Consider the following 25,523-nt stretch of genomic DNA (forward strand, 5'->3'; position numbering starts at 1 on the left):
ATTAGCTGTCGCCGGCCGGGCGCGCCGGTAAAATCACGACAGGGGCGCGCCCATCATGGACGCGGCTTCGATGACAGGAAGCAGTATCGATGTCCTTCTTTTCCCGCTGGTTCAAATTCAATTCCCAAGACATGGCTATCGACCTCGGCACCGCGAACACGGTTGTCTATGTGCGCGGCAAGGGAATCGTGCTGAACGAGCCCTCGGTCGTCGCGGTCGAGACGCTGAACGGGATCAAGCGCGTGAAGGCGGTCGGCGACGACGCCAAGCTGATGATGGGCAAGACCCCCGACAGCATCGAGGCGATCCGTCCGCTTCGTGACGGCGTGATCGCCGACATCGACGTCGCCGAACAGATGATCAAGCACTTCATCACCAAGGTGCACGGCGGCAAGCCCAACGCGTTCCGCAGCCCCGAAATCGTGATCTGCGTTCCCTCGGGATCGACCAGCGTCGAGCGCCGCGCGATCCGCGACGCGGCATCGAACGCGGGCGCGAGCGAAGTGTGGCTGATCGAGGAACCGATGGCCGCGGCGATCGGCGCCGACATGCCCGTCACCGAACCGATCGGATCGATGGTCGTCGACATCGGCGGCGGCACGACCGAAGTCGCGGTGCTGTCGCTCCGCGGCCTCGCCTACACCACCTCGGTCCGTGCGGGCGGCGACAAGATGGACGAAGCGATCGTCTCCTATGTCCGCCGACACCATAATCTGCTGATCGGCGAAGCGACCGCCGAGCGGATCAAGAAGGATTTCGGCATCGCGCGCATCCCCGCCGACGGCGTTGGCCTGACGATCCACATCAAGGGCCGCGACCTGGTGAACGGCGTGCCCAAGGAAATTTCGATCAATCAGGCGCAGATCGCCGAAGCGCTGTCCGAACCGATCGGCACGATCGTCGAGGGCGTCCGCATCGCGCTGGAAAACACCGCCCCCGAACTCGCCGCCGACATCGTCGATCAGGGCATCGTCCTGACCGGCGGCGGCGCGCTGATCGCCGAGCTCGACGAGCTGCTCAAGGACGCGACAGGCCTGCCGGTCACGGTCGCCGATGATCCCTTGACCTGCGTCGCGATCGGCACCGGCCGCGCGATGGAAGACCCCGCTTTCCGCGGCGTGCTGCAGCAAGCCTGATCGGGTACAGCTGAAGCATGGTCCGCCCGGCACATCGACGTCCGGGACAATCCCGAAAGGCTCAGTACAGCCTGTTCGTTGCCTATGTCATCGCGGTGACAGGGGCAGTGGCGGGCCTGTTGCTGGCGATCCTGTCGGTCGTTGATCCCATCGGCTTCGCCCAGCTGCGTGTGGCGAGCCAGGAAATCGCCGCGCCCGTCGCACGCGCGTCGCGGTCGGTGATCGGGTCGATTTCGGGCATCGACGATACGGTCGGCGCCTATGTCGCTGCGGGCACGCAGAACCGGCGGCTGCGCAAGGAACTCGCCGACACGCGGCGCGAACTCGTCGCGACCAGTTCGCTGCAGGAAGAGAACCGCCAGCTCAAGGCGTTGCTCAAGCTTCAGGAAACCGACAAGACCGCGCTCGCCAACGGCTATCTGCTCACCTCGACCTCGACGAGCAGCAAGCGCATCGCGCTGCTCAGCATCGGGCGCAACCTTGGCGTTGCCGCGGGCCAGCCGGTGCGCGGCGCCGACGGCCTGATCGGCCGCGTGCTTGGCGCCGGCCCCTCGGTATCGCAGGTGCTGCTGCTCACCGACGTCGACAATATCGTCCCCGTGCGCCGCGCGCGCGACGGCCTGCCCGCGCTCGCCAGCGGCCGCGGTAATGGCGATCTCGACGTGCGCACGCTCAATATCGCGAACAACCCGTTCAAGCCCGGCGATATCCTCGTCACCTCGGGAACCGGCGGGCTCTATCCGCCCAATATCCCTGTCGCGATCGTCGTGCGGCGTCAGGACGACGGCGCCCTCGCGCGCCCGCTCGCCGACCCGGGCAAGGTCGATGCGGTGTCGGTGCTGCGCCCCTACACCCCCGACAATATCGAAGCGCAGGGCCTGCCCGGCCCTGCGACGCCGCCCCCCGCCCCCGCCGGCGCGCCATGAACCAGAAGGGTCCGCGCCTCGGCGAACCGGCATCGCTGTGGCGGATGCGCATCGTTCCGATCGCGAGCGTGATGTTCGCCTCGGCGCTGCCGCTGATGCTGCCGCTGATCGCCAACTCGCCGGTGCTGCCGCCGCTCGGGCTGCTGTTTTTCCTGTGCTGGCAGCTGCTGCGCGCCGAAATGTGGCCGGTGTGGATCGGGCTGCCGCTCGGCCTGTGGGACGATCTGTTCAGCGGCGCGCCGATCGGCACCGCGATGGGGCTGTGGACGGTCGCCAGCATCGCAATCGCCTATTCGTCGCAGCGCATCTATTGGCGCGGCTTCTTTCACGACTGGGCGATTGCAGCGGCGTCGGTCGCGATCATCCAGTCGCTCGCGGCGCTGATCACCCATCCGCACGCCGCGACCGGCCGCGTGCTCGGCCTCGTGGTGCCGCAGATCATCATCTCGGCGCTGCTCGTCCCGCTGTTCATGCGCCTGACCGGAAAGTTTGACAATTTCCGCCTGAAACGCCGATAGACTGGTTCCAATCCCCTAATGCCGAAGAAGAAGAGTCCGCCGATTACCGAAGCCTGGAGGGGCATAACCTTCACCCGCCGCGCGCTGGTCGTCGGCGGTGCGCAGGCGGCGGTCGGCGTCGCGCTTGCAGCGCGCATGGCCTATATTTCGGTGGTCGACAACGACCGCTATGTCCTTGAATCGGAAAGCAACCGCGTCAATCTGACGCTCGTGCCGCCGCGGCGCGGCTGGATCGTCGATCGCAGCGGCAAGGCGCTTGCGAACAACCGCGTATCGCTGCGCATCGACATCATTCCCGATCGCCTGCACAACAAAGAGCTGGTGTTGGGGCAGCTCCAGACCCTGCTGCGCCTCGATGGCGACACGATGGAACGCATCAATCGCGACCTGAAGGCCGCATCGGGGTTCCAGCCCGTCGCGATCAAGGAAGACATGACCGAGGCCGAGTATAGCTCGATCCTCGTCCGCCTGCCCGAACTGCCCGGCATCGCACCGCAGCGCGGCTTTGCCCGCAACTATCCGACCGGCGCGGCGGTCGGCCATCTGATCGGCTATGTCGGCGCCCCGAACGCCGAGGAATATCAGAAGGCCAAGGATCCGCTGTACATCACCCCGGGGTACAAGATCGGCAAGGATGGGCTGGAGAAATATTTCCAGGACATGCTGAAGGGCCAGCCGGGCGCGCGGCGCGTCGAGGTGACCGCGCGCGGCAAGGTCGTCCGCGATCTCTCGACCCAGCCCGACGTACAGGGCAAGACCGTCCACCTGACGATCGACGCCGACCTGCAGGAATTTGTCGCGCGGCGCATGGGGCGCGAGTCGGGCGCGGCGGTCGTCATCGACTGCCAGAACGGCGACATCCTTTCCTTCGTCTCGATGCCGAGCTTCGATCCCAACAGCTTTTCGGACGGGATCAGCAGCAGCGAATATGCCTGGCTGCGCGCCGACGATCACCAGCCGCTGATCAACAAGGCGACGCGCGGCCTTTATCCGCCCGGATCGACGCTGAAGCCGATGGCCGCGATCGCCGCGGTCGAACATGGCGTAGACCCGAGCGAGCGTCACACCTGCGTCGGCGGCTATCGGCTCGGCAGCCGCTTCTTCCGCTGCCTCGGCACGCACGGCAGTCTCGATATGCCCTCGGCGATCATGAAGAGCTGCAACAGCTATTTCTACTGGCTCGCGCACCGGCTCGGCTACGATGCGATGGCCCCGACCGCGCGGCTGCTAGGGCTCGGCGAGGAATATCAGCTCGCGGGCAGCAACCAGCGCTTTGGCACCATCCCCGACAGCGCGTGGAAGATGAAGAAATACGACCAGGAATGGTCGGCCTCGGACTCGCTTAACGCCGTCATCGGACAAGGCTATGTGCTCGCCAACCCGCTCCAGCTCGCCGTGATGGCGGCGCGGATCGCATCGGGACGCCGCCTTTACCCGCGCCTGATCAACCGCGAGTTCAAGAATGAGCCCCTGCCCTTTTCGCCCGAAGCGCTCGCCGTCGCGCGCCAGGGCATGGACCTCGTCGTCAATGGCGCAGGCACCGCGGTGCGCAGCCGCCTGCCGCTCGACGGCATCACGATGGCGGGCAAGACGGGCACCGCGCAGGTGCGCGGGCTCGGCACCGGCAACGGCAAAAGCGGGACGTGGAAATTTCGCGATCATGGCCTGTTCATCGGCTTCGCGCCGGTCGATAATCCGCGCTATGCGACCGCCGTCGTGATCGAACATGGCATGGGCGGATCGCGCGCCGCGGCGCCGGTGGCCAAGGATTTCATGACCTTTCTCTTCGACCGCGAAAAGGCGATGGAAGCGCTCGAAACTTTCGAGGCCGGCTGGGGCGGCACGATCAAGGAACGCATGGACCGCGACTATGCGGCGTGGAAGGCGGGTGCGTCGAAGCCCGATCCGGAGCTCGCGCAATGATCCCCGTGCCACCCGCCATCCAGCGCATTCCGTGGAAATTGATCGCGATCCTCGCGGGCATCACCGGTTTCGGCCTGCTCGTCCTCTATTCGGCGGCGGGCGGCAACTGGTCGCCGTGGGCGCTCAATCAGGGCGTGCGCTTCCTCGTCTTTCTGACCGCGGCGCTGGTAATCGGCCGCTTCCCGATCCGCATTTTCGAGGATTTCGCCTATATCGCCTATATCGGCATCCTCATCCTGCTGATTGCGGTCGAGCTGCTCGGTTTCGTCGGCGGGGGCAGCCAGCGATGGCTCAATCTCGGCTTCATGAACCTTCAGCCGTCGGAGCTGATGAAGGTCGCGATCGTCATCGCGCTCGCGCGCTTTTATGCGCAGCTTCCCCCCGGCAACACGCGGACCTTTACCGCGCTGTGGCCCGCGCTGGTGATGATCGGCTTTCCGGCCGCACTCGTCATGCTCCAGCCCGATCTCGGCACGGCGCTCGCGATCTGCATCGGCGGGGTCGTGGTGATGTTCGTCGCCGGCTTGCCCTTCTGGTGGTTCGGCAGCACCGCGGTCGCCGGGCTCGCGGCGCTCCCCATCCTCTTCTCCTTCCTCCATGATTATCAGCAAAAACGCGTGCTGATCTTCCTCGACCCCGAAAGCGATCCCCTGGGCGCCGGCTATCATATCAGCCAGTCGAAGATCGCGATCGGTTCGGGCGGTATCGGCGGCAAGGGTTTCCTCAACGGATCGCAAAGCCACCTCGACTATCTGCCCGAGGGCCACACCGACTTCATCTTCGCCACGATGGCCGAGGAATGGGGGCTGATCGGCGGCCTCGCGCTGCTCTTCGGCTTCTTCCTGCTGCTCCGCTGGTCGACGCGCGTCGCATTGAAGGCGCGAACGCGCTTCGGACAGCTCACCGCCGCCGGCCTTACAATGACGATCTTTTTCTATATCGCGATCAACCTGATGATGGTGATGGGCCTCGCGCCCGTCGTCGGCATTCCGCTGCCGCTCTTTTCCTATGGCGGTTCGTCGATGCTGACGATCATGACGTGCGTCGGCATCATGCTCGCGATCGAAAACGACAGCAAAACGGGCACGCGCCGCTTTCATTGAGAAAAAACTTCGGCAAAAAGCCATCGGGAGCATTGCCATCCCCCCGGAGCCATGATAGCGGGCCGCTCGCTTCGCAGCAAAGAGCACAACTCTTCGCAGCAAGGCACGCCTGAAATGGCAGTGGACGCATAGCTCAGTTGGTAGAGCAGCTGACTCTTAATCAGCGGGTCCTAGGTTCGAGCCCTAGTGCGTCCACCATTTCTTTCAAAGGCTTAACCAACAGACCTCCCGTGGCCACTTGCAGACCGTCGGCTTTCGAAAAATGGAGCGACGAAGCGGACACCCTCTTCCAGCCGCCCGATGATCTCAACCGGCACATTCAGCGGTATGGAGGCCCCGGATCCTATTTTCTGCTGCCATGGCCATCAAGCAGTTTCGCCGGGTGCCGACGCATAGGTCTGCAACCCGGGCAGATCGACGATCTCGATCGCGGCATATCTGCGCCTGATGAGCCCTCGCGCCTCGAGGTCGGACAGGCAGGCGTTGACGGTCTTGCGGCTGAGGCCAGTCATGTCGGCGAGATCCTGCTGTGCAAGCTGCAAAGTGAGGAGCGCTTCCTGACCGTCGGCGAAGCGCAGGAGCCGTGCCGCGAGCCGCTGGCGCGGCGGCAGCGAGGCGAATTCGGCAATCATCCGGACCATGCCGCGAAGCTGCATATAATGGAGGCTCGCCACCGCCTTCCAGATCAGCGGTTGTTGCTCGCTTATCCGGGCGAGCGCCTCGTCATCGACCTGCAGCGCGAGACTGTCGCCGAGACTGACCGCGGTAACGAGACGCGGGCCGCCGCCGAAACGCGCCGACTGGCCGATGGTGCTCCCGCGGGTCAGCTGGTTGAGCAGCACTTCATGATCCCCGATACTCTGGGCGTAGACCTGAAAGGTCCCGCCAACGACCGTGAACATCCCGCCGACATCATCGCCTTCGCCAAAAGCCCACTGCCCCCGGGAGAAATGACGAAGCCGCCCCTCTGTCAGCAGCAGGCTGCGTAAATCGGCACCATGCCCGTCAAGCCATGGACACAGATCGAGCGCTGCCTTCGCCGCTTCGAGATCGCCTGCCGCCGCCATGACATCTGCCTAACGGTCCGGCGCGCCGAAGTCATCGCTCATCGGCGGCTGGCTCCATAGCGGCAGCGCTCACTGTCCTGTGAAGTTGACGACGACGTTGGGCGGATATTTCCGAAGCATCTCCTGGTAGCGATTCACCTCGGGCGCGAGGCCCGCAGCAGCGGGAATGTGCCGGATAGCGACCGAACTGTCCTCCTGCGGATTGGCGTAGAGATTATACATCATCCCGCCGGCCGTTTGGGCCACCGTCCCGGTGAAACCGCCGTGATTGCCGTTCGGCGTCGTTCCGAAGCTGTCGTGAGCGAGAAACTGGATCTTGAATTCATCCATCCGCACCGCTGCGAGACGATTGCCCCAGAAATAGGCGATACTCCGGCGATTGGACGCGCCGTCCTTCGCGAGCAGGAAGGACGTCTGGTCGATGCCGGTGAGGTAATTGGCCTTGCCGATCGCATCGCCTGCGGCCGCGCCCCGCACGCCGACGAGTCCGAGCGAGGTCGTGAAGATATCGGTGAGATCAAAGAGGCCGTCGGAACGGCGCGGTTCGATCATGCCCTTCCAATAGGCGAAGGTCGGCACGCGCACCCCGCCTTCCCACGTCGAGCCCTTCGCCCCGCGGAACGGGGTGCGTCCGTGCGGCTCGACCTCGGCTTCGGGGCCGTTATCCGAGGTGAGGAAGATCAGCGTATTTTCGAGCTCGCCGGTTTCCTCGAGTGTCCGGTGGAGCCGCGCGAAGATATCGTTCATCTCGACGATGCAGTCGGTATAGTCATTCCGCGCCGGCGAGCGCCCCGCATAATGGGCGTTCGGATAATTGTCGAAATGGCAGCCGCGCGTGCCGTAATAGAGGAAGAAGGGCTTCTTGCTGCCCTTCTGCTTCCTAAGGAAGTCGACGGCATAGTCGGCCCAGCGCTGGTCGAGATCCTTGACATAATCGAGCGTGATCAGCCCGACCTCCTCGATCTTCCCGCCCTTGGCGACATGAACGTCATATTTGTTGAACGGCGCCTTCTCGATCATCTCCGTCCGCGTGGGGCTGTAGGCGATCTCGGGATTGAAATGCGGGTCGCGCCATTCGGTGTACATATCGGAGACCGAGAGAAAACCGCGAAAGTCGTCGAAACCGACATTTTGCGGTTGCGACCCTTCATTCTCGCCGACATGCCATTTGCCGATCGCCTGTGTGACATAGCCCTGCGCCGAGAGCAGTTTGGCGATCGTTGTCTTGCCGTCGAGCCCGCCCGGCTGGCCGTACATCGGCGGGCGCAGAAGACCGTGATGGATCGGAAGCTGGCCGGTGAGCAGCGACGCGCGCGTCGGTGAACAGCTCGGCTGCGAATAGGCCGATGTCAGATTGAGTCCCTGCGCCGCGATGCGGTCGACGTCGGGGGTCGGCGACCCGATGCTTTCGCCGCCGCCGTTGAAGCCGAAATCCATCCAGCCCACGTCATCGAGGATGAAGACGATGATGTTCGGTTTCTTGCCGGTGCGCTTTTCGAGCGCTGCGAGTTTGCGCTGCGCCTCCGAAGTCTGATCGGGGTGATCGACGATCGGCTCCATATTGTCCGCGAGGCGTTTGCCGGGGATGCCGATATATTGATCCTGATAGTCATAGCCCGGCTTGTCGCCGCGCTTGATCGGCCCGGCATCACCGGATCCACGCACTTCGCCAGTGGCCTGCGACGCAGCGGCTGGCGCGAGACCGAACTGCCCACTCCCCAGAATGAGCGCAACCGCCGCGCATTGTGCAAGACCGTTTGTCCGGAAACGTCGCATCCTGTCCTCCCCAGCCATTATTCGGAGGAAGGATTAAGCCCGGCGCGGCAAATGACTGTCACGAAAGTTACAATCGAACGCCCAAGTCGCCCGCCCCCCTCCACATGAGGGGTAGGGCCGGCCCAACGGGGGCCATAGGCCGCTGACATATCCCCAAGATCGAGGGCGCGCCGAAATGACCCATCATGAATCCGACGACGTGCTGCTGGTGACGCGCGACGGACCCGTTGCCACCGTCACGCTCAATCGGCCACATCGCCGGAATGCGGTCACGCAGGAATTGCTCGACGCGCTCGCCGCCTTCTTCGCCGCGTGCCGCCGCGATCGCGCGTGCAAGGCGATCGTCCTGCGCGGCGCCGGCGACCATTTCTGCGTCGGGCTCGATCTGGTCGGCGCGCATGGCGACGATCCGATTCTCGACGAGCTGCTGCTCGGCGACTGGGGCCTCGCCGATATCCTGCGCGACATGCGCGCCTGCCCGCAGCCGATCGTCATGCTGGGCAACGGATCGATCGCGGGCGCGGGCCTGATCTTCGCGCTCGCATCGGACATCATCATCGCGAGCGACGATGCCTTTTTCACCACCGCCTTCATCAATCTCGGGCTGTCGGGAACCGAACTCGGCGTCGCCTGGCGTCTGCAACGGACCGTCGGCCTGTCGCTGGCGCGCGAGATGGCCTTCACCTCGGCGCGCCTCCCCGCCGAACGCGCGCTCACCGCGGGACTGGTTTCGCACGTCGTGCCAAAGGGCGCGCTGCTCTCCGAAGGGATCGCCATGGCGAACCGGATCGCGCAATATTCGCAGGATGCGCTCCGCCTGACCAAGCGCAATCTCGACCTCGCACTGCAGAGCCCCTCGGTCGAAATATCCTATGAACTCGAGGAGCGCGCGCAGCTTCGTCGTGCGGCAAGCGGTGCCCTCGACGAAGCGCTGGCCGCATTCAACGCCCGCAAGCGCGGCAACTGACACCCCATTCGAGGAACCCCATGCCCTATAGCTCCATCTTTCGCCCCGGGCTTTTCGACGGACAGGTCGTCATCGTGACCGGCGGCGGCAGCGGCATCGGTCGCGGCATCGCACACGAACTGGCGTCGCTCGGCGCGCATGTCGCGATCATGGGCCGCAAGGCGGAAAAGCTCGCGGGCGTCGAGGCCGAAATCCGGACAGACGGCGGCAAGGTATCGAGCCAGATCTGCGACATCCGCGACGAGGCGATGGTCGCGGATGCGGTCGCCGCCGTCCTGTCGGAGAACGGCCGCATCGACGGGCTGGTGAACAACGCCGGCGGGCAATTCTTCTCGCCGCTCAAGGACATTTCGACCAAGGGCTTCGAGGCCGTCGTGCGCAACAATCTGACTGGCGGCTTCATCATGATGCGCGAGGTCTATAATCAGTGGATGGGCGCCAATGGCGGCGCGATCGTTAACATGATTATCGACATGTGGATGGGCACGCCCAATTTCGCGCATTCGGCGGCTGCGCGTTCGGGCATGTATTCGCTGACTCAGACGGCGGCCGCCGAATGGGCATCATCAGGCGTGCGCGTCAACAGCCTCGCGGCCGGAATGATCATGTCGAGCGGCTTCGACAATTATGACGGCGAAGCGGTGAATTTCATCCGCGAATCCGCGAGCAATATCCCGATGCAGCGCGTCGGCACCGTGTCCGAGGTCGCCGCCGCGATCAATTTCCTGCTTTCACCGGGGGCGGCCTTCATCACCGGCACCTGCCTGCGCGTCGACGGCGGTGGACCGAACGCGCGGCGTCACCTGAAACTCGAGCCGCACGGCAATTCGCCGCGCTTTCAGGGCTTCCACCTCGACTCGACCCCCGACCTCTTCCGCTCCGCCTGATCGCTGCCCCCCCCTTTTCCGAGGGGGTGGCGCCCCTTTCCCACCCTGCGATGACCAGTCGTCGATGAGGGGAGATGTGCGATGGTCCAGCAGCTCAGCGCCCAGGATGCGCAGTTCGTCTATTTCCAGTCGGGCGACACCCATACGCACATCATGGGGATCTATATCTACGATCCCTCGACCGCGCCCGGCGGCAAGGTGCGGTTCCGCGATATCGTGCAGCATGTCGAGCGGCGGATGCACACCTCGCCGGTCTTTCGCCGCAAGCTCCTCCGCCTGCCCTTCGATCTCGATCATCCCTATTGGGTCGAGGACGAGCATTTCGACCTCGAGGCGCATATCAGCCACGCGCGCCTGCCCGAGCCCGGCGACTGGCGCCAGTTCTGCATCCAGGTCGCGCGCCACTTCAGCCGGCCGATGGACATGGGGCGGCCGCTTTGGGACATTTATGTCATCGAAGGGCTGGACCGCATCCCCGGCGTACCGCCGGGCAGCTATGCGCTGCTCCACCGCGTCCATCACAGCGCGATCGACGGCACCGCGGGCGCCTTGATGTTCGCCGCGCTCAGCGATCGCGATCCCGAGGGGACTCCCGCGATCCCGCTGCCCGAAACGCCGGCAAAGGTCGAAAAAGCGCCGAAGGTCGAAGAACTGGTGCAGCGGGCGATCGTCGCGGCGATGGCGGCGCCAATCAATCTGCTCAACGCGTCGCTGGAGGCCTTGCCGAAGATGGCCGGCGCGCTGCAGGAGCGCCTTGCCAATCCCGACAGTGCGTCGTTTCAGGGCATTCCCGTCACCCGGTTCAACGCGCCGGTATCGCCGCACAAGATGTTCGACGCGGTCAGCTTTCCGCTGGCAGAGGTCAGCGCGATCCGCCAGCTCGCGGACGGAGCGACGATCAACGATGTCGTGCTCGCGATTTGCGGCGGCGCGCTCCGCGAGCATCTGCTCGCGCATGACGAACTGCCCGAACAAAGCCTTGTCGCCATCGCGCCGATCAATGCGCGCACGTCGAAATCGGACGGGATGGCGCCCGGCAACAATCTGTCGGCGATGACGCTGCCGCTCTTCAGCCATATCGTTGATCCGGTCGAGCGGCTGCGCGCCATTCGCGGCTATACCGCGAACGCGAAGGAAGCGAAGGCCGGCCTCAGTGCGCGGATCATGACCGACCTGTCGAAGCATATTCCGGGAGCGACCCTCGCCGGGGTGGCGCGGCTGATGGCTTCCCCTGGCATGGCGCCGCTCCAGGCTAATCTCCTGATCTCGAACGTCCCCGGACCGCAGATGCCGCTCTATATGAACGGCGCCCGCCTCGCCCGGCAATTTGCGATGGGGCCGCTGGCGAACAAGCTCGGCCTCTTCGTCTCGGTGCTCAGCTATAATGGCAGCATCAATTTCAGCATTACGTCCGAACGCGTGATGTTGCCCGATATCGCCGCGTTGAAGGACGCCTTCGCCCGATCGTTCGACGAACTCTCTGCCCTGGCCGCGAAAGCGAAGACTCCGAAAACCCGCGCGCGCAAAGCCGGGCGGGCATGATGTCACTGCTCGATGCCGCGGCAGCGCCAGTCACTGCCTTCCTGTCGATAGCACGCCTCGCGGCGCGCGGGCTTGCGGGAATCGGGACCTATCACCGAGTGATCGACGGCGTACGCTGGTGCTGGAGCGAGGCGGGGCCGCGCGATGGCGAGCCCTTGATCCTGCTCCACGGCTTTGCGGGCGATAAGGATAATTGGGCCTTCTTCACCCTGCTTCTGGCGCAGCGCTACCGCTTGATCTGCCCCGACCTTCCGGGGTTCGGCGATAGCGGCCGGGTTGCGAACGGGGGCTATTCCATAGCCGAACAGGCGCGGCGGCTTGAGGCCTTTCTCGACGCGCTCGGCATCGACGCCTGTCATCTCGGCGGCAACAGCATGGGCGGGTTCGTCGCGCTGACCTTTGCGCTCGACCATCCGCATCGCCTTCGCTCGCTGCTGCTGCTCAACAATGCCGGGGTGAATGGCGACCGGATGACCGACACGCAGCAGGCGATCCTCGACGGTTCCAACCCCATGCAGGTCAAGAGCATCGACGACGTCGACTTTCTGCTCGGGATCATCCTGCACGATCCGCCCTATATCCCGCTGATCTTCCGCCAGCTCCTCCTGCTTCAACTCGCAAGGCGCGAAAAGCTGCACGACGAGATTTTCGCGCAGATCGCGCGCGACGCGATCGAAAACCCGCTCAACGACCGGCTCGGCGACGTCCGCGTCCCGACGCTTATCCTGTGGGGCAGTTCGGACAATCTGCTCCATGTCGCGGCCGCGACGACGCAGCATGAGGCGATCCCCGGCGCCGAACTCGCGATCATCGAGAAGGCCGGCCATGTGCCGATGGTCGAGAGGCCGTTTCGCACCGCCGCGGTCAGCATGGACTTTCTGGCGCGGCACGGATGCCGATCGACCGCCCCCGCAGGCAAGAAACAAAGACAGACAGGAAAGGGCCGACCATGATTCGCCACAAAGCCGGTTTTCTCGCGCTCGTGCTCGGCCTCGCCGGCCTCCCGGCGACAAGCCTCGCCCGGCCCGCTGCTGCTCCCTCGTCAGCAGTGACGCCAGCCTTCGAGCGCCGGGCGGCCGAGGCCGCGATCTGGGGGATACCGCTCGCCAGCTTCGATGCGATGCGCGACGCCTATTTTCGCGATGCCGGCGCCAGCTACAACGACATTCTCTATTGGTCGACGCCGTCGAACTGGAAGAACCAGACGACGACGCCCAATTCGACGTCGCACTATGTCTATGCGAACATCAACCTGCAGGATGGCCCGGTCGTCTTCGTCATGCCGCCGTCGGGCAAGCTGAGCGTCTACGGCAATCTTCAGGACGCCTGGCAGATTCCGGTCGAGGATTTCGGACCCGCCGGAATCGACGAAGGCAAGGGAGGCACCTTCCTGCTGACACCGCCGGGCTATGCCGGCCCCGTGCCGGAGGGGATGCGCCAGCTCGCGATGGCGACGTACAACGGCTATTTCCTGATCCGCCTGACGCCGGTGTCGAGCGATCCGCGCGAAGCCGTCGCGGCCAACGCCCTCGCACGGAAGATGCGCCTTTATCCGCTTTCGGCTGTCGCCGCGCCGCCAGCCCAGCGCTATATCGACATGTCGGATCGGCTGTTCGACGGCATCGCGCGCATGGACGACCGCTTCTTCGACCGGATTGCGAAGATGCTGGCCGAGGAGCCCGCCGCGCGGCGCGACATGGTGATGCGCGGCATGCTGCGGACGATCGGCATCCAGTCCGGACGCGCCTTTGCGCCGTCCCCTGAACAGCGCGCAGCGCTGGCGAAGGCCGCGGCGCAGGTCCACGGCGACCTGATGGTGGACGGACAGGTCAGCCGAACCCCCTGGTGGCCCGGCGAAGGCTGGTCGACCTCCGCCGACCTGCTTCCGCTCGCCAAGGGCGGCTTTACGTTCGAGCTCGACGATGCGCTACGCATCGACGAGCGGGCGTGGTTCTATTTCAAGGCCTATGCCTCGCCCAAGCGGCTGGGCGCCGCCACCTTCTATGTGACGCAGGCAAAGGATCCCGCGGGGGCGTGGCTGACCGGCGAAAAGGACTATGCCCTCCACATCCCTGCCAATGTCCCCGCGGGGCAATTCTGGTCGATCGATGTCTACGACCTCGAAACGAGCGGCTTCCTGCGTGACGCGCCGGTGGTCGGGATCGACAGCAATGAACCCGGGCTCCGCGTCAACAAGGACGGCTCGGTCGATATCCGCTTTTCTGTAGGGGCTTCCTCAAGCGGCAAGGACAACCGCATATCGCTGACACCGGGCAAGCGCTGGTTCGCGATGTTCCGCTTCTACGGTCCGAAGCCTGCGCTGTTCGACAAGAGCTGGGTGCTGCCGAGCATTCGCGAGATTCCGCCGCAATCCGAATAGGAAAACTCCGCCGCATCGCAAAGCGCAATGCGGCGGAGCCCCTTCGCTCAGTTTCGATACATCGTCACGACGCACGCGCCGCCGACGCCCAGATTGTGCTGGAGCGCGATCCGCGCGCCCTCGACCTGCCGTGCCTCGGCCGCGCCGCGCAGTTGCTGCGTCAGCTCGAAGCATTGGGCGAGGCCCGTCGCCCCGATCGGATGCCCCTTCGACAGCAGCCCACCCGACGGGTTGACGACATATCGGCCGCCATAGCTGTTATCGCCATCGTCGATGAACTTCGCCGCGCCGCCCTCGGGACAGAGACCCAGCGCCTCATAGACGACGAGCTCGTTGTGCGCGAAACAGTCGTGGAGTTCGACGACGTCGATGTCTTCCGCCCCGATGCCCGTCGCTTCGTACAGCGCGTTCGTCGCGCGCTGAGCCATACCATATCCGACGACCCGGCGCAGATCGCCGCCCTCGAAGGTATCGGCCGCGTCGGTAGTCATGGCCTGACCCGCAATCCAGACACGCTTGTCGAGGCCATATTTGTTTGCGGCCTCCTCGCTGCACAGGATCGCGGCGGCGGCGCCGCAGGTCGGCGGGCACGCCATCAGGCGGGTCATCACGCCGGGCCATATGACCTGGTCGGCCATCACTTCGTCGGCGGTCACTTCCTTGCGGAAAACGGCCAGCGGGTTGCGCGCGGCGTGGCGGCTCGCCTTGGCGCGGACCTTGGCGAAGGCTTCGAGCGGCGTGCCATAACGCTGCATATGATCCCACCCGGCACCGCCAAAGATGCGCAGCGCGAGCGGCAGGTCGGAATCGCCGAGCACGGCATTGGTCGTGTCGATGAACCGCTCGGCGGTCGACGGCCGATCGTTGAACACGGCGCCGAGTGCGCCGGGCACCATCTGCTCGAAACCCACCGCGAGCACGATGTCTGCGATCCCGTTCTCGATCGCCTGCCGCGCGAGATAGATCGCCGACGAGCCCGACGCGCAGGCGTTGTTGACGTTGAAGATCGGGATCCCGCTCAGACCGACCTCGTAGAGCGCCCGCTGTCCGCTGCACGTGTCGCCATAGATGAAGCTGGCATAGGCCTGCTCCACCTTGTCGTAATCGACCTTGGCGTCCTCCAGTGCGAGCCGTGTGGCGGCGGCGCCCATCTTGTCATAGCTTTCACTCATGCCCGGCTTCGCGAAGGGGATCATCCCCACGCCGGCAACATAGACCTTGCGTTTCATCGTCTCTTCTCCTGGATCAGATCTGGCCGAGGCCAAGCGCCGACTGGACGAAAGCGTTTTCGGGCAGAAGCTCGTCGGCGCGGTCGCCGATCGCCTCGATGTCGGCGGCGATGCGCTCGACGGTCGCTTCGGCGGCATCGACGCGGATACCGCGGGTCAGCGTGATATAGGCGCGCTGATAGCCGCCCGCGCCGGCAGACAGGATCGTGCGCGTCGGGGCGTCCTCTCCCACGAGATAGAGCGCGGCGGGAACGACGGTCGAGGGATCCATCTGTGCCAGCACCTCTTCGGGCATGATGTCCTCGGTCATCCGCGTCGCGGCGGCCGGAGCGATGGTGTTGACGCGAATGTCGTTCTTGCCGCCCTCGATGCCGAGCGAGTTCATGAAGCCGACGAGGCCCGCCTTGGCCGCGCCATAGTTGGTCTGGCCGAAATTGCCGTAGAGACCGGTGGCAGAGGTCGTCATCAGGATGCGGCCATAGCCCTGTTCCTTCATGATCTCCCACACCGCCTTGGTGCAAATCGCCGAGCCGATCAAATGGACGTCGACGACGAGGCGGAAGTCATCGATGCTCATCTTGGAAAAGCTCTTGTCGCGCAGGATGCCGGCGTTGTTGATGAGGATGTCGATCCGCCCCCATTTGGCCTTCACGTCCTGAGCGAGGGCGTTCATCGCCTGCTCGTCGGTGACGCTGCTCGAATTGGCGATCGCCTCGCCCCCCGCTGCGACGATTTCGTCGACAACGGCCTGCGCAGCCGGGGACGTCCCGCTGCCATCGCGGCTCCCGCCGAGATCGTTGACGACGACCTTCGCGCCGCGCCGCGCGAGTTCGAGGGCATAGGCGCGGCCCAGTCCATTGCCCGCCCCGGTGACGATGGCGACGCGGCCTTCAAAATTCCTGGTCATTGGAGTCTTTCCTTGCTTGTTCGGTTCGGATGGCCCTCGATCTCACGCCGCGCGGGGAAGTGGGCACCACTCCTGTCGGGGGGGAGCAGGCCACTCCCCCCTCGCCGAGGGGGGGAGGAATCCGGACGCCATAGGCTATGGGACAGGGTGAACAAGATTGCGGTGCCGCCAATCAGCCGGACGCCGGACGGGAGAGGAATGAGGCTCATGAAGGTCAATTTCACGCGGATGATGCGCCAGGTCGTTCGGATCTATGGTCCGAAGGAAGCGCTGGTGAATTTCGAACGAAATCGGCGCTACAGCTTCGAGGAATTACACCAGCTGACCAACCGGATCGTCAACATGATGCGCGGCAAGCTCGGCCTGACGCGCGGGACGAGCTATCTCTGCCTGCTCGAGAACGACAATCTGTCGCTGCTGCACGCCTGGACGCTGCTGAAGGGGGATGCCGCGGCCGTCCTCACCAATCTTCACGACGCCTACGACGAACATCTGTGGCAGGCCGACTGGATCAACCCGAAGGTGGCGTTCATCGAAACCGCGCTGATCGACCGATATTATCAGGCCTTTCGCGACCGGGGCATCCTGATCGTCGCGATGGACCCGCTGTCCGCGCCGCGCGACGGCGTGGAATATTTCTGGGATCTGCTGGATGGCGTTTCGGACGCCGATCCCGACGTCGAAAACGACGCCCACGAGGACATTCTCCTCTATCGCTTCACCGGCGGGACCACCGGGCGCGGCAAATGCGCGCAATATTCGCCCGACATCTGGCTCGGTACCAGCGATTCATTTTATGCGGAGGAGGATGCGCTGTTCCGGGAGACGACCCGATCGCTCCAGCTCGCGCCGCTCAGCCACGGCGCGGCGATCGGCGTCCTTCCCGTCTTCTTTCGCGGCGGCACGCTGATCACGATGAATGTGCCCGACCTCGGTGCATGGTGCCGTGCGGTCGAGGCCGAGCGCGTCACGCTCGGAACGCTGGTTCCAACGATGCTCTATCGTCTGCTCGAACTCGGCGCCGCCGATGATCATGATCTGTCGTCGCTCGAAACCATCTTCTACGGCGCCGCGCCCATCAGCCCGTCCAAGCTCGAACAGCTCCAGGCCCGGTTCGGCAACGTCTTTGTCCAGGTCTATGGCGCGACCGAATGTTTCCAGCCCGTCGCGCTGCTCGCGAAGCGCGATCATCTGCCCGACGCGAGCGGGTCGCTGGCCCACCTCGCCTCTGCCGGGCGCGTCGCGCGCGGAGTCGAGATGCGGGTGGTCGACGACGACGGCAATGACGTTCCCGATGGCAGCGTCGGCGAGATCTGGGTCCGCGCGCGCACGACGATCACCGGCTATTATCGCAATCCCGAGGGCACGGCCCAGGAATTCGAGAACGGCTTCTGGAAATCGGGCGACCTCGGCTACCGCGACCAACGCGGCTTCCTCTACATCGTCGATCGCAAGAAGGACATGATCATCACCGGCGGCTTCAACGTCTACGCGATCGAGGTCGAAGGCGCGCTCAACACGCACCCCGCGGTGCTGATGTCGGCGGTGGTCGGCATCCCGCACCCCGACTGGGGCGAAGCGGTCCACGCTGAAATCATGCTCAAGGAAGGCAGCGCAGCCTCCGAGGGCGAGTTGATCGACCATGCGCGGCAGAAGCTCGGCAAGCACAAGGTGCCCAAGTCGATCAAACTGGTCGGCGAGCTTCCCCTGAGCGCGGCACATAAGGTCCTGCGCCGCGTCGTCCGCGACAAATATTGGTCGAAAACGGAACGGCACGTCGGCTGACGCATGGTCGCCGCCCCCCCCCTTCGGGAGGGGTGGTCCGGGCGCCGCATCGGGGAAAGGATCGCATGATCCGGCCGTTTATGGAGCCCTTACATGCCCGCTCTTCTCTCCACCTTCGACTCTCGCGCGCTTTCGCAAGTCACCGTCGCGATCGACGGCTGCGATACCGAGATCGGCGCCGGCCTGGCGATGGTCCTCGCCGAACTCGGAGCGCATGTGCGGCTATATGGCGCGGACAGGGCCGCGATCGAGAGCCTTTGCACATCGATCACCGGCCATTGGGGACGCGCCGAACCCGCAACCGGAAACGGCCCTGCGCACGATGTCGCGATCCGCATTTTCGTATCGACGGCGGAAGCGACCGATCACGTCCGGGCGGCGAGCCCCGACGACCGCGCCCGCACGATATTGGTCGTGGCGAACGCGCAGCCGGACAGCGAAGATCTGGAAGCGGCGCTGGCTGCGCGCGATCCCGGCCGCACCGTCCACGCCATCTTGGCAAGCGCGGAAGGTGATGACCCCGGTTCGCTCGCAGCGCTCGTAACATTCCTCCTGTCACCCGCCGGCAGCGCCATTCCCAGCCAATGCTTCACGCTGCACGGCGGCGGACAGACGTCGCGCGATGCTCTTTATCCCGCGACGCCGGTGTGCATGCCGGCGATCGCACCGATGCGTTGAGCGGTCCTTCGTAGATCAGAACAGTACGACCTGACGGACGGCGCTTCCATCGTGGAGGCGGTCGAAGCCGGCGTTGATTTCGTCGAGCGACAGGGTTCCGCTGAGCAGCCGCTCGACCGGCAAACGCCCTTCGCGATAGAGCTGGATGAAGCGCGGGATGTCGCGCGCGGGCACGCACGAGCCCATATAGCTTCCCTTCAGCGTCCTTTCTTCGCCGACGAACCGGACGATATCGACCGGGAGCGCGGCGCCCGGCGGCGGGAGCCCCGCGGTCACGGTCGTGCCGCCGCGCCGCGTCATGTCGAGCGCATTGACGAGCGCGGGGATCGAGCCCGCCATTTCGAAAGCGAAATCGACCCCGCCGCCGGTCAGGGCGCGCACCTGCGCTGCGCAATCGGGATCGCGCGCATCGACGACGTCGGTCGCGCCCAATTCGCTGGCAAGCGCCAGCTTCTCGGGCGACAGATCGACCGCGACGATCCGCGCGGCGCCCGCCGCCCTCGCGCCGAGCAGAGCGGCAAGGCCGACGCCGCCGAGCCCGATAACCGCCGCGCTCGCTCCCAGACCAAGGCGCGCCGTGTTCACAACCGCACCGACGCCGGTCAGCACCGCGCAACCAAAAAGCGCGGCTTCGACGAAGGGAATGTCGCGTTCGATCCGCACCACCGAACGGCGCGACATCACCGCGCGCTCGGCAAAGGCCGAGACGCCCAGATGATGATTGATGGGAGTGCTATCGGCGCTCAGGCGGCGCCCGCCACCGACCAGTTCGCCTGCACCGTTCGCCACCGCGCCGGGTTCGCAGAGCGCTGGACGCCCTTCGGCGCAGGGCAGGCAATGGCCGCAATTGGCCATGAACACGGTGACGACATGATCGCCGGGCGCCAGATCCTCGACCCCCTCGCCCACCGCCTCGACCACCCCCGCCGCTTCGTGGCCCAGCGCCATCGGCAAGGGGCGCGGCCGGTCGCCGTTGATCACCGAAAGGTCGGAGTGACAAAGCCCCGCGGCCTTGATCGCCACCAGCACCTCGCCGCGCCCCGGCGGGGCGAGATCGACCGCGACGATGTCGAGCGGGCGACTCTGCGCATAAGGGCCTTCGGCGTCGTGGCGGCGGAGGATGGCGGCTCTGGTTTGCATAATGTCTTGTCCGAACGAGGGGAAACGGAAGCGGCCGGTCAAAGCGAGGCGTTGTCCCACCATGGATAGAAACCGGGCATCGCCGACGCCTTTTCCCTGAACTGCGGGCTGCGCTTTTCGAGGAATGCTGCGACGCCTTCCTTCCCGTCGGCGATGCTCGTGTAGAACATCGCGAGCGAGTCGACGCGGTGTGCCTCGACCGGATGCGGCGTTGCGGCATTGCGGAGCAACATCTGCCGGGCGAGCGCGGCCGCGACCGGCGACCGGTTGTGGGCGAATTTGCGCGCGAGCGCCCGCGCGTCATCGAGCAGGTTTTCGGGCGCGTGGACCGAACGGAACAGGCCGGCGCGCTGGCCCTCGGCGGCGTCGAATATATCGGCCGACAGCACCCATTCGAGCGCTTGCTGCGGTCCGACGAGCCGCGGCAGGAACCAGGTCGAACAGGCCTCGGGCGTGATCCCCAGCCTGCCGAAGACGAATCCCATTCGCGCCTTTTCGGAGGCCATGCGAATATCCATCGCGAGCGTCATCGTCGCGCCGACACCGACGGCCGGGCCGTTGATCGCCGCAATCACCGGTTTTTTGCAGTCGAAGATCGCCAGCGTCACCCGCCCGCCCTCGTCGCGGACGCCGTCGCGCGCGCTCGGGAAAGGCTTCACTGCACGCATATGGTCCATCGTCGGACGCAGGCTTTCGTCGAGGCCGAACACATTGCCTTCGACATCAAGGTCCATGCCCGCACAGAAGGCCCGCCCTTCGCCGGTAACGATCACCGCGCCGACAGCGTCGTCTTCGCTGGCCCGTCCGAAGGCGTCGACCAGTTCGTCGGCCATTTCGGTCGTGAAGGCATTAAGCTGGTCGGGGCGGTTGAGCCGCAGCATCAATATCCCGTCTTCGACATCCCATCTCAGCGTCTTGTACGTCATGCCATCCTCGATCCGCATCGCAACCGGCTGGCTAGCCGATCGGCGGCGCCGCGTTACTCCCTGATATGGGGGGGCGCCATCCCCCCTCGCGGCGAGGGGGCGGATCGAGCGCCGCCAGCGGCTATCGTCCGGGCATGAAAACAGATAATGGCGCCCTCGCGGAGCCGGCCCGCAGCCTTGCGCTCATTCCCGATACGCCCCCGCCCGGCGAAGCAGTCAAGGTCGCGCCGGGGCTGTTGTGGATCCGGATGCCGCTTCCGTTCGTGCTCGATCATATCAACGTCTGGGCGATCGAGGACGGGGATGGCTGGGCGATCGTCGACACCGGAATCCACCATCCCCACCTGATCGCGGTATGGGAAGCGCTCTGGCGCGGCGCACTGGGGCACCGCCCGATCACCCGCCTGCTCGTCACGCACATGCACCCCGACCATGCCGGCCTTGCCGGCTGGTTCGCCGAACGCTTCGGCTGCTGGCTGTGGATGACCCGCACCGAATATCTGATGGCACGATCGATCGCCGGACGCAGCAACGCCGAACCCACGCAGGCTGCTCAGGATTTCTATCGCTGCGCCGGTTGGCTGCCCGACGACATCGCAGCGAATCTCACTCGGCGTACCGGAATGAGCCGGCTCTTCGCTCCCTTCCCCGACGCATTCGAGCGTCTTCACGACGGACAGGCACTGACCATCGGCGGGCGCGAATGGCGGGTGATCGCAGGCGGCGGACACACCGCCGAACATGCCTGCCTCCACTGCCCCGAACTCGACATCCTGATTTCGGGCGACAAGGTTCTCCCGAAAATCTCGTCGAATATCTCGGTCGATGCGATGGAGCCCGAGGCCGATCCGCTGGGCGAATGGTTCGACACGCTCGCCCGGCTACGCCGACTGGTTCCCGACGACGCGCTGGTGCTGCCGTCGCACAAACATTGTTTTCGCGGGCTCCATGCCCGCATCGACGAACTGATCGCCGATCAACGCGATGCGCTCGACCGGCTCGAAAGCGTGCTGGCGACCCCCAAGCGCGTCATCGACCTGTTCGGGACCCTGTTCAACCGGCCGATCGAACGATCAGACATCTCGACCTTCAGCCTGGCGACGGGCGAGACGATCGCCCTGCTCAATCATCTCCGTGCCGTCGGGACGATCGAGCGCCGCCGCGAAAGCGACGGCCCCGACCTTTATTGTACCCGGCGCTAACGCTGGCGCGCAACCTGCTCCACCCGCGCCACCGAATGCAGTCCATCCGGCGCGCTATCGCCGGCGCGGTCGCTGATCGCCGCAAAATGCGCCGCGACCTCGGCTGGCGTCAGCTGACTTGCATCGAGTTCAACGCCGCGGCTGTGGGTCACGAAGGCGCGCTCGATGCGTCCCGCTCCGACCGCAAGCGTTGCCCCGGTGGGCGCCGCGTCGCTCACCAGATAAAGCGCGGTCGCCACCACCGATTCGGGCCCCATCCGCAGGAAATCCCCGGCGTTCAGCATATCCTTCGTCATCCGGGTCGCCGCAGCAGGAGCGATACTGTTGACCCGGATGCCATGCTCGCGGCCCTCCACCGACAGCGCATTCATCAACCCGACGAGGCCCAGCTTCGCAGCGGCATAGCCGGCGGCGCCGGGCACGGGGTAGAGCGCACCTTCGGACGTCGTCATCAGAATGCGGCCATAGCCCTGCTCACGCATGATATTCCACACGGCGTGGGAGCAGATCGCAGCCCCCATCAGGTTGACGTCGACCACCTGACGGAAATCGGCCATATCGACGCGCGCGAAATGGCGCGGCTGAAGGATGCCGGCGTTGTTGATCAATATATCGACGCGTCCCCAGCGATCGGTCACGCGGTCGACCATCGCGCGGATGCCGGCCTCGTCGGTCACGCTGCAATCGCTGGCGAGTGCCTCGCCGCCCATCGCTGTAATGTCGTCGGCAACCGCCTTTGCTGCGAGGTTGCTGCGCCCCACACCCTTGCTGTCACCGCCCAGATCGTTGACGACCAGCCGCGCGCCCGCCTTCCCCAGCGCCAGCGCATAGGCCTTGCCGAGCCCGTTCGCCGCACCGGTGACGATGGCGATCTTTCCCTTGAAATCGGTCCGCATCGCAAAGCTCCCTGCCGTTTCAGCCACAGAAACTATGCCGCATCCGCAAGCAGGCCACACCCCCCCGACAAGGGTTGGTCATGGCCGCGCGCCGGTCGCCAGGATGGCGGCCGCACCTCCATTTTCCCGCGAGAACAAGGCAGACGATGACCCGAGACATATTTCGCCCCGGCACCGCCTATCGCGTCGGCCACCGGATCACGACGCGCTGGATGGACAACGACGCCTACGGTCACGTCAACAATGTCATCTATTACAGCTGGTTCGACAGCGCGGTGAACGACTTCCTCGTCGGTTCCGGCCTGCTCGACATCGAGAATGGCCCGATGATCGGCCTCGTCGTCGAAAGCGGATGCCGCTATGGGCGCGCGATCCGCTTTCCCCAGCCCGTCACCGCGATGCTGCGCGTCGGGCATCTCGGGACTTCAAGCGTCCGCTACGAGATCGGCCTGTTCACCGACGATCAGAGCGAGGCCGCGGCCGAGGGCTATTTTGTCCATGTCTATGTCGACCGCGCGACCCGCCGCCCGGTGCCGCTTCCCCCGAAATGGCGCGACACGCTTGGAGCGCTGACGATCTAAATTCCGGAAAAATGCTCGGATCGGAGATCGAGGCAGGTCCGGTCGAGCGAGCCGACCAGCTCGAAACGCGGGTGCACGAGCGGCAGTTCATGGCGGAAGAAATAGCGGCACGCGGCGATCTTGCCCTCGTAAAAGGCTCGATCGGACTGGGCCCCGCCGAGCGCCCGCACCACCACCAGCCCCTGCTGAAGCCAGAGCCACGCGATGACGACATGCCCGAATGCGTCGAGATAGATCGTCGCATTGGCGAGCCCTGTCTCGGCGTCAGACGCCTGGCTCACGGCCTCGGTCGCGCGGCGCAGTGCCTCGACCGCCCGTTCGAGCGCGGCCCCCTCGGCAGCGAACCCGTCCACTCCGCGCGCGGCAGTGGTCGTCGCCTCGATCCGGCGGAGTAGCAGCGCCAGCGCGGCGCCGCCCTCCATGCGGACCTTGCGCCCCAGCAGGTCGATCGCCTGGATCCCGAACGTGCCCTCGTGGATGTGATTGAGGCGATTGTCGCGATAGAGGCGCTCGACCGGATAGTCGCGCGTATAGCCGTAGCCGCCGAGAACCTGGATCGCCCATTTATTGGCTTCGAGGCAATGTTCCGACGGCCAGGATTTGGCGATCGGGGTGAGCAGGTCGAGCAGCAGCCCCAGTTCCTCGCGCTCGGCCGGATCGGACGACGCCTTCTGCCGGTCGACGAGCAATGCGCAGAAACAGGAAAGCGCCTGCGCGCCCTCGACCGCCGCCTTTTGCCCCATCAGCATGCGCCGGACATCGGCATGGTCAATGATCGGAACCTGCGGCGTCAGCGGCGACTTGTCCTTCGGGCTACGCCCCTGCGCGCGCGTCCGCGCATAGTCGAGCGAATAGAGGAAACCCGCGAGCGCCGACATGACCGAGGCATGCCCGACCCCGATGCGCGCCTCGTTCATCATGTGGAACATATAGGACAGGCCCTTGCACGGCTCACCCACCAGATAGCCGATGGCCTCCTCGCCCTCGCCGAAGTTGAGCAGGCAATTGGTCGTTCCGCGATGCCCCATCTTGTGATTGAGACCCGCCAGCTCGACGCCGTTGCGCGCACCGATGCCGCCGTCCGGCGAAACGCGGTACTTGGGCACGATGAAGAGCGAGATGCCCTTGACGCCGGGCGGCGCGTCGGGAGTCCGCGCGAGGACGAGATGGACGATATTCTCGGCGATTTCATGGTCGCCGCCCGAAATCCACATCTTGTTGCCGGTGACGCGATAGCTGCCGTCTTCGCGCAGCTCGGCGCGGGTGCGAATATCCGACAGTGACGATCCCGCCTGCGGCTCCGACAGGCACATCGTCCCGAACCAGCGTCCTTCGAGCATCGGCGGGAGGAAAAGCCGCTTCTGCTCGTCACTGCCGAAGGCCGCGAGCAGATTGGCGTTGGCGATGGTCAGGAAGCTGTAGTTCGCGATCCCGAGATTGGCGGCGGTGAACATGCCGTTGATCGCCATGGTGACGACATAGGGGAGTTGTAGCCCGCCAAGGTCGCGGTCGATCCCCGCGGCGAAGAAGCCCGCCTCGGCGTAGGCGGCGAGCGCTTCGCCTACCTCCGGCATGATCTCCACCCGGCCATCGACAAAGCGGGGTTCATTGGCATCGAGCGCCGCCGCACTGGGGAGATATTTCTCGGTCGCGATGGCCTCGGCCATGTCGAGCATCCCCTCCACCATCGGGCGGTCGAGGCCATCATATCGTTCGGTCCCGAACAGGCTTTCGATATCGAGGCATTCGAACAGCAGGAAATCGAGATCCCGGCGGTTGACGATGAACGACAAGAACAAGCCTCCCTTAAAAAATATCCCGCATCGCCGGTCCGCCTACCGCAGCGATGCTGCGGACGAAACAGGCGATGCGGGCAGGTGAGAAGAGTGAGCCGGTTGCGCGGCTCACCCGGAAAACGTCGAAGCGGGAGATCGAGGATGCCAATGCTTCGACG

At 65.1% G+C, this 25,523-nt stretch carries 22 protein-coding genes and 1 tRNA gene; 15 read left to right on the forward strand and 8 right to left on the reverse strand.

Features of this window, described 5'->3' with window-relative positions:
* Positions 1-89 precede the first annotated feature (89 nt).
* From J2X38_RS11470 to J2X38_RS11495, 6 genes are all read left to right on the forward strand, one after another.
* Positions 90-1,136: a rod shape-determining protein gene (locus J2X38_RS11470; RefSeq protein ID WP_056370044.1), complete on the forward strand. Its 1,047-nt coding sequence runs from the start codon at positions 90-92 to the stop codon at positions 1,134-1,136.
* Between the two features lie 17 nt (positions 1,137-1,153).
* Positions 1,154-2,062, forward strand: coding sequence for a rod shape-determining protein MreC (gene mreC, locus J2X38_RS11475; protein WP_058538260.1), 909 nt, complete (start codon positions 1,154-1,156; stop codon positions 2,060-2,062).
* Positions 2,059-2,580: a rod shape-determining protein MreD gene (locus J2X38_RS11480; RefSeq protein WP_093508850.1), complete on the forward strand. Its 522-nt coding sequence runs from the start codon at positions 2,059-2,061 to the stop codon at positions 2,578-2,580. The genes mreC and J2X38_RS11480 overlap by 4 nt, the downstream gene beginning before the upstream one ends.
* A gap of 18 nt (positions 2,581-2,598) precedes the next feature.
* On the forward strand, positions 2,599-4,503 hold the full coding sequence (gene mrdA / locus J2X38_RS11485; RefSeq protein ID WP_310254135.1) for a penicillin-binding protein 2: 1,905 nt from the start codon (positions 2,599-2,601) through the stop codon (positions 4,501-4,503).
* Positions 4,500-5,606: a rod shape-determining protein RodA gene (gene rodA / locus J2X38_RS11490; RefSeq protein ID WP_058538257.1), complete on the forward strand. Its 1,107-nt coding sequence runs from the start codon at positions 4,500-4,502 to the stop codon at positions 5,604-5,606. The genes mrdA and rodA overlap by 4 nt, the downstream gene beginning before the upstream one ends.
* Before the next feature lie 122 nt (positions 5,607-5,728).
* Positions 5,729-5,804 (forward strand) — tRNA-Lys (locus J2X38_RS11495).
* 167 nt (positions 5,805-5,971) lie between these two features.
* On the opposite strand, the gene J2X38_RS11500 is transcribed toward J2X38_RS11495, so the two are convergent.
* The gene (locus tag J2X38_RS11500) at positions 5,972-6,673 is read right to left on the reverse strand and encodes a Crp/Fnr family transcriptional regulator (RefSeq protein WP_310254137.1); all 702 of its coding nucleotides are present in this window, start codon (positions 6,671-6,673) and stop codon (positions 5,972-5,974) included.
* Positions 6,674-6,742: 69 nt separating this feature from the next.
* Positions 6,743-8,449 carry a sulfatase-like hydrolase/transferase gene (locus tag J2X38_RS11505; RefSeq protein ID WP_310254139.1) on the reverse strand — a complete coding sequence of 569 codons (1,707 nt, stop codon included), beginning with the start codon at positions 8,447-8,449 and terminating at the stop codon, positions 6,743-6,745.
* A gap of 175 nt (positions 8,450-8,624) precedes the next feature.
* Here J2X38_RS11505 and J2X38_RS11510 point away from each other — a divergent pair, with 175 nt between their 5' ends.
* The 5 genes from J2X38_RS11510 (at position 8,625) to J2X38_RS11530 (ending at position 14,225) form a co-directional block, all read left to right on the forward strand.
* A complete protein-coding gene (locus J2X38_RS11510; protein ID WP_310254141.1) occupies positions 8,625-9,416 on the forward strand; it encodes an enoyl-CoA hydratase/isomerase family protein in 792 nt (263 codons plus the stop codon).
* 20 nt (positions 9,417-9,436) lie between these two features.
* Positions 9,437-10,303 carry an SDR family oxidoreductase gene (locus tag J2X38_RS11515; protein WP_310254143.1) on the forward strand — a complete coding sequence of 289 codons (867 nt, stop codon included), beginning with the start codon at positions 9,437-9,439 and terminating at the stop codon, positions 10,301-10,303.
* Positions 10,304-10,384: 81 nt separating this feature from the next.
* Positions 10,385-11,845, forward strand: coding sequence for a wax ester/triacylglycerol synthase family O-acyltransferase (locus J2X38_RS11520; protein WP_310254145.1), 1,461 nt, complete (start codon positions 10,385-10,387; stop codon positions 11,843-11,845).
* Positions 11,842-12,798 (forward strand): alpha/beta fold hydrolase, encoded by a 957-nt coding sequence (locus tag J2X38_RS11525; protein ID WP_310254148.1) that lies wholly within the window; start codon positions 11,842-11,844, stop codon positions 12,796-12,798. The genes J2X38_RS11520 and J2X38_RS11525 overlap by 4 nt, the downstream gene beginning before the upstream one ends.
* The gene (locus tag J2X38_RS11530) at positions 12,795-14,225 is read left to right on the forward strand and encodes a DUF1214 domain-containing protein (protein ID WP_310254150.1); all 1,431 of its coding nucleotides are present in this window, start codon (positions 12,795-12,797) and stop codon (positions 14,223-14,225) included. The genes J2X38_RS11525 and J2X38_RS11530 overlap by 4 nt, the downstream gene beginning before the upstream one ends.
* A 47-nt stretch (positions 14,226-14,272) precedes the next feature.
* Here J2X38_RS11530 and J2X38_RS11535 read toward each other — a convergent pair whose 3' ends face one another.
* Complete coding sequence (locus J2X38_RS11535) at positions 14,273-15,454, reverse strand: lipid-transfer protein (protein ID WP_310254152.1); 1,182 nt, start codon at positions 15,452-15,454, stop codon at positions 14,273-14,275.
* Positions 15,455-15,470: 16 nt separating this feature from the next.
* Positions 15,471-16,361, reverse strand: a complete 891-nt coding sequence (locus J2X38_RS11540; RefSeq protein ID WP_310254153.1) for an SDR family NAD(P)-dependent oxidoreductase — start codon at positions 16,359-16,361, stop codon at positions 15,471-15,473.
* Between the two features lie 207 nt (positions 16,362-16,568).
* Here J2X38_RS11540 and J2X38_RS11545 point away from each other — a divergent pair, with 207 nt between their 5' ends.
* Positions 16,569-18,146, forward strand: a complete 1,578-nt coding sequence (locus J2X38_RS11545; protein WP_310254155.1) for an AMP-binding protein — start codon at positions 16,569-16,571, stop codon at positions 18,144-18,146.
* A 93-nt stretch (positions 18,147-18,239) separates the two neighbouring features.
* A complete protein-coding gene (locus J2X38_RS11550) occupies positions 18,240-18,824 on the forward strand; it encodes a hypothetical protein (protein ID WP_310254157.1) in 585 nt (194 codons plus the stop codon).
* 15 nt (positions 18,825-18,839) lie between these two features.
* On the opposite strand, the gene J2X38_RS11555 is transcribed toward J2X38_RS11550, so the two are convergent.
* Both J2X38_RS11555 and J2X38_RS11560 read right to left on the reverse strand, forming a co-directional pair.
* The gene (locus J2X38_RS11555) at positions 18,840-19,964 is read right to left on the reverse strand and encodes a zinc-dependent alcohol dehydrogenase family protein (protein WP_310254160.1); all 1,125 of its coding nucleotides are present in this window, start codon (positions 19,962-19,964) and stop codon (positions 18,840-18,842) included.
* Between the two features lie 38 nt (positions 19,965-20,002).
* The gene (locus tag J2X38_RS11560) at positions 20,003-20,908 is read right to left on the reverse strand and encodes a crotonase/enoyl-CoA hydratase family protein (RefSeq protein WP_310254164.1); all 906 of its coding nucleotides are present in this window, start codon (positions 20,906-20,908) and stop codon (positions 20,003-20,005) included.
* 116 nt (positions 20,909-21,024) lie between these two features.
* Here J2X38_RS11560 and J2X38_RS11565 point away from each other — a divergent pair, with 116 nt between their 5' ends.
* Positions 21,025-22,092 (forward strand): MBL fold metallo-hydrolase, encoded by a 1,068-nt coding sequence (locus J2X38_RS11565; RefSeq protein WP_310254166.1) that lies wholly within the window; start codon positions 21,025-21,027, stop codon positions 22,090-22,092.
* Here J2X38_RS11565 and J2X38_RS11570 read toward each other — a convergent pair.
* Complete coding sequence (locus J2X38_RS11570) at positions 22,089-22,988, reverse strand: SDR family NAD(P)-dependent oxidoreductase (RefSeq protein WP_310254168.1); 900 nt, start codon at positions 22,986-22,988, stop codon at positions 22,089-22,091. The two genes, J2X38_RS11565 and J2X38_RS11570, sit on opposite strands and share 4 nt — an antisense overlap.
* A 146-nt stretch (positions 22,989-23,134) precedes the next feature.
* Here J2X38_RS11570 and J2X38_RS11575 point away from each other — a divergent pair, with 146 nt between their 5' ends.
* Positions 23,135-23,569, forward strand: coding sequence for a thioesterase family protein (locus J2X38_RS11575; protein WP_310254170.1), 435 nt, complete (start codon positions 23,135-23,137; stop codon positions 23,567-23,569).
* Here J2X38_RS11575 and J2X38_RS11580 read toward each other — a convergent pair.
* Positions 23,566-25,362 (reverse strand): acyl-CoA dehydrogenase, encoded by a 1,797-nt coding sequence (locus tag J2X38_RS11580; RefSeq protein ID WP_310254172.1) that lies wholly within the window; start codon positions 25,360-25,362, stop codon positions 23,566-23,568. The genes J2X38_RS11575 and J2X38_RS11580 overlap by 4 nt on opposite strands.
* Between the last annotated feature and the right edge of the window lie 161 nt (positions 25,363-25,523).

It is taken from the genome of Sphingopyxis sp. BE235 (genome assembly GCF_031457175.1).
Taxonomy (GTDB): Bacteria; Pseudomonadota; Alphaproteobacteria; order Sphingomonadales; family Sphingomonadaceae; genus Sphingopyxis.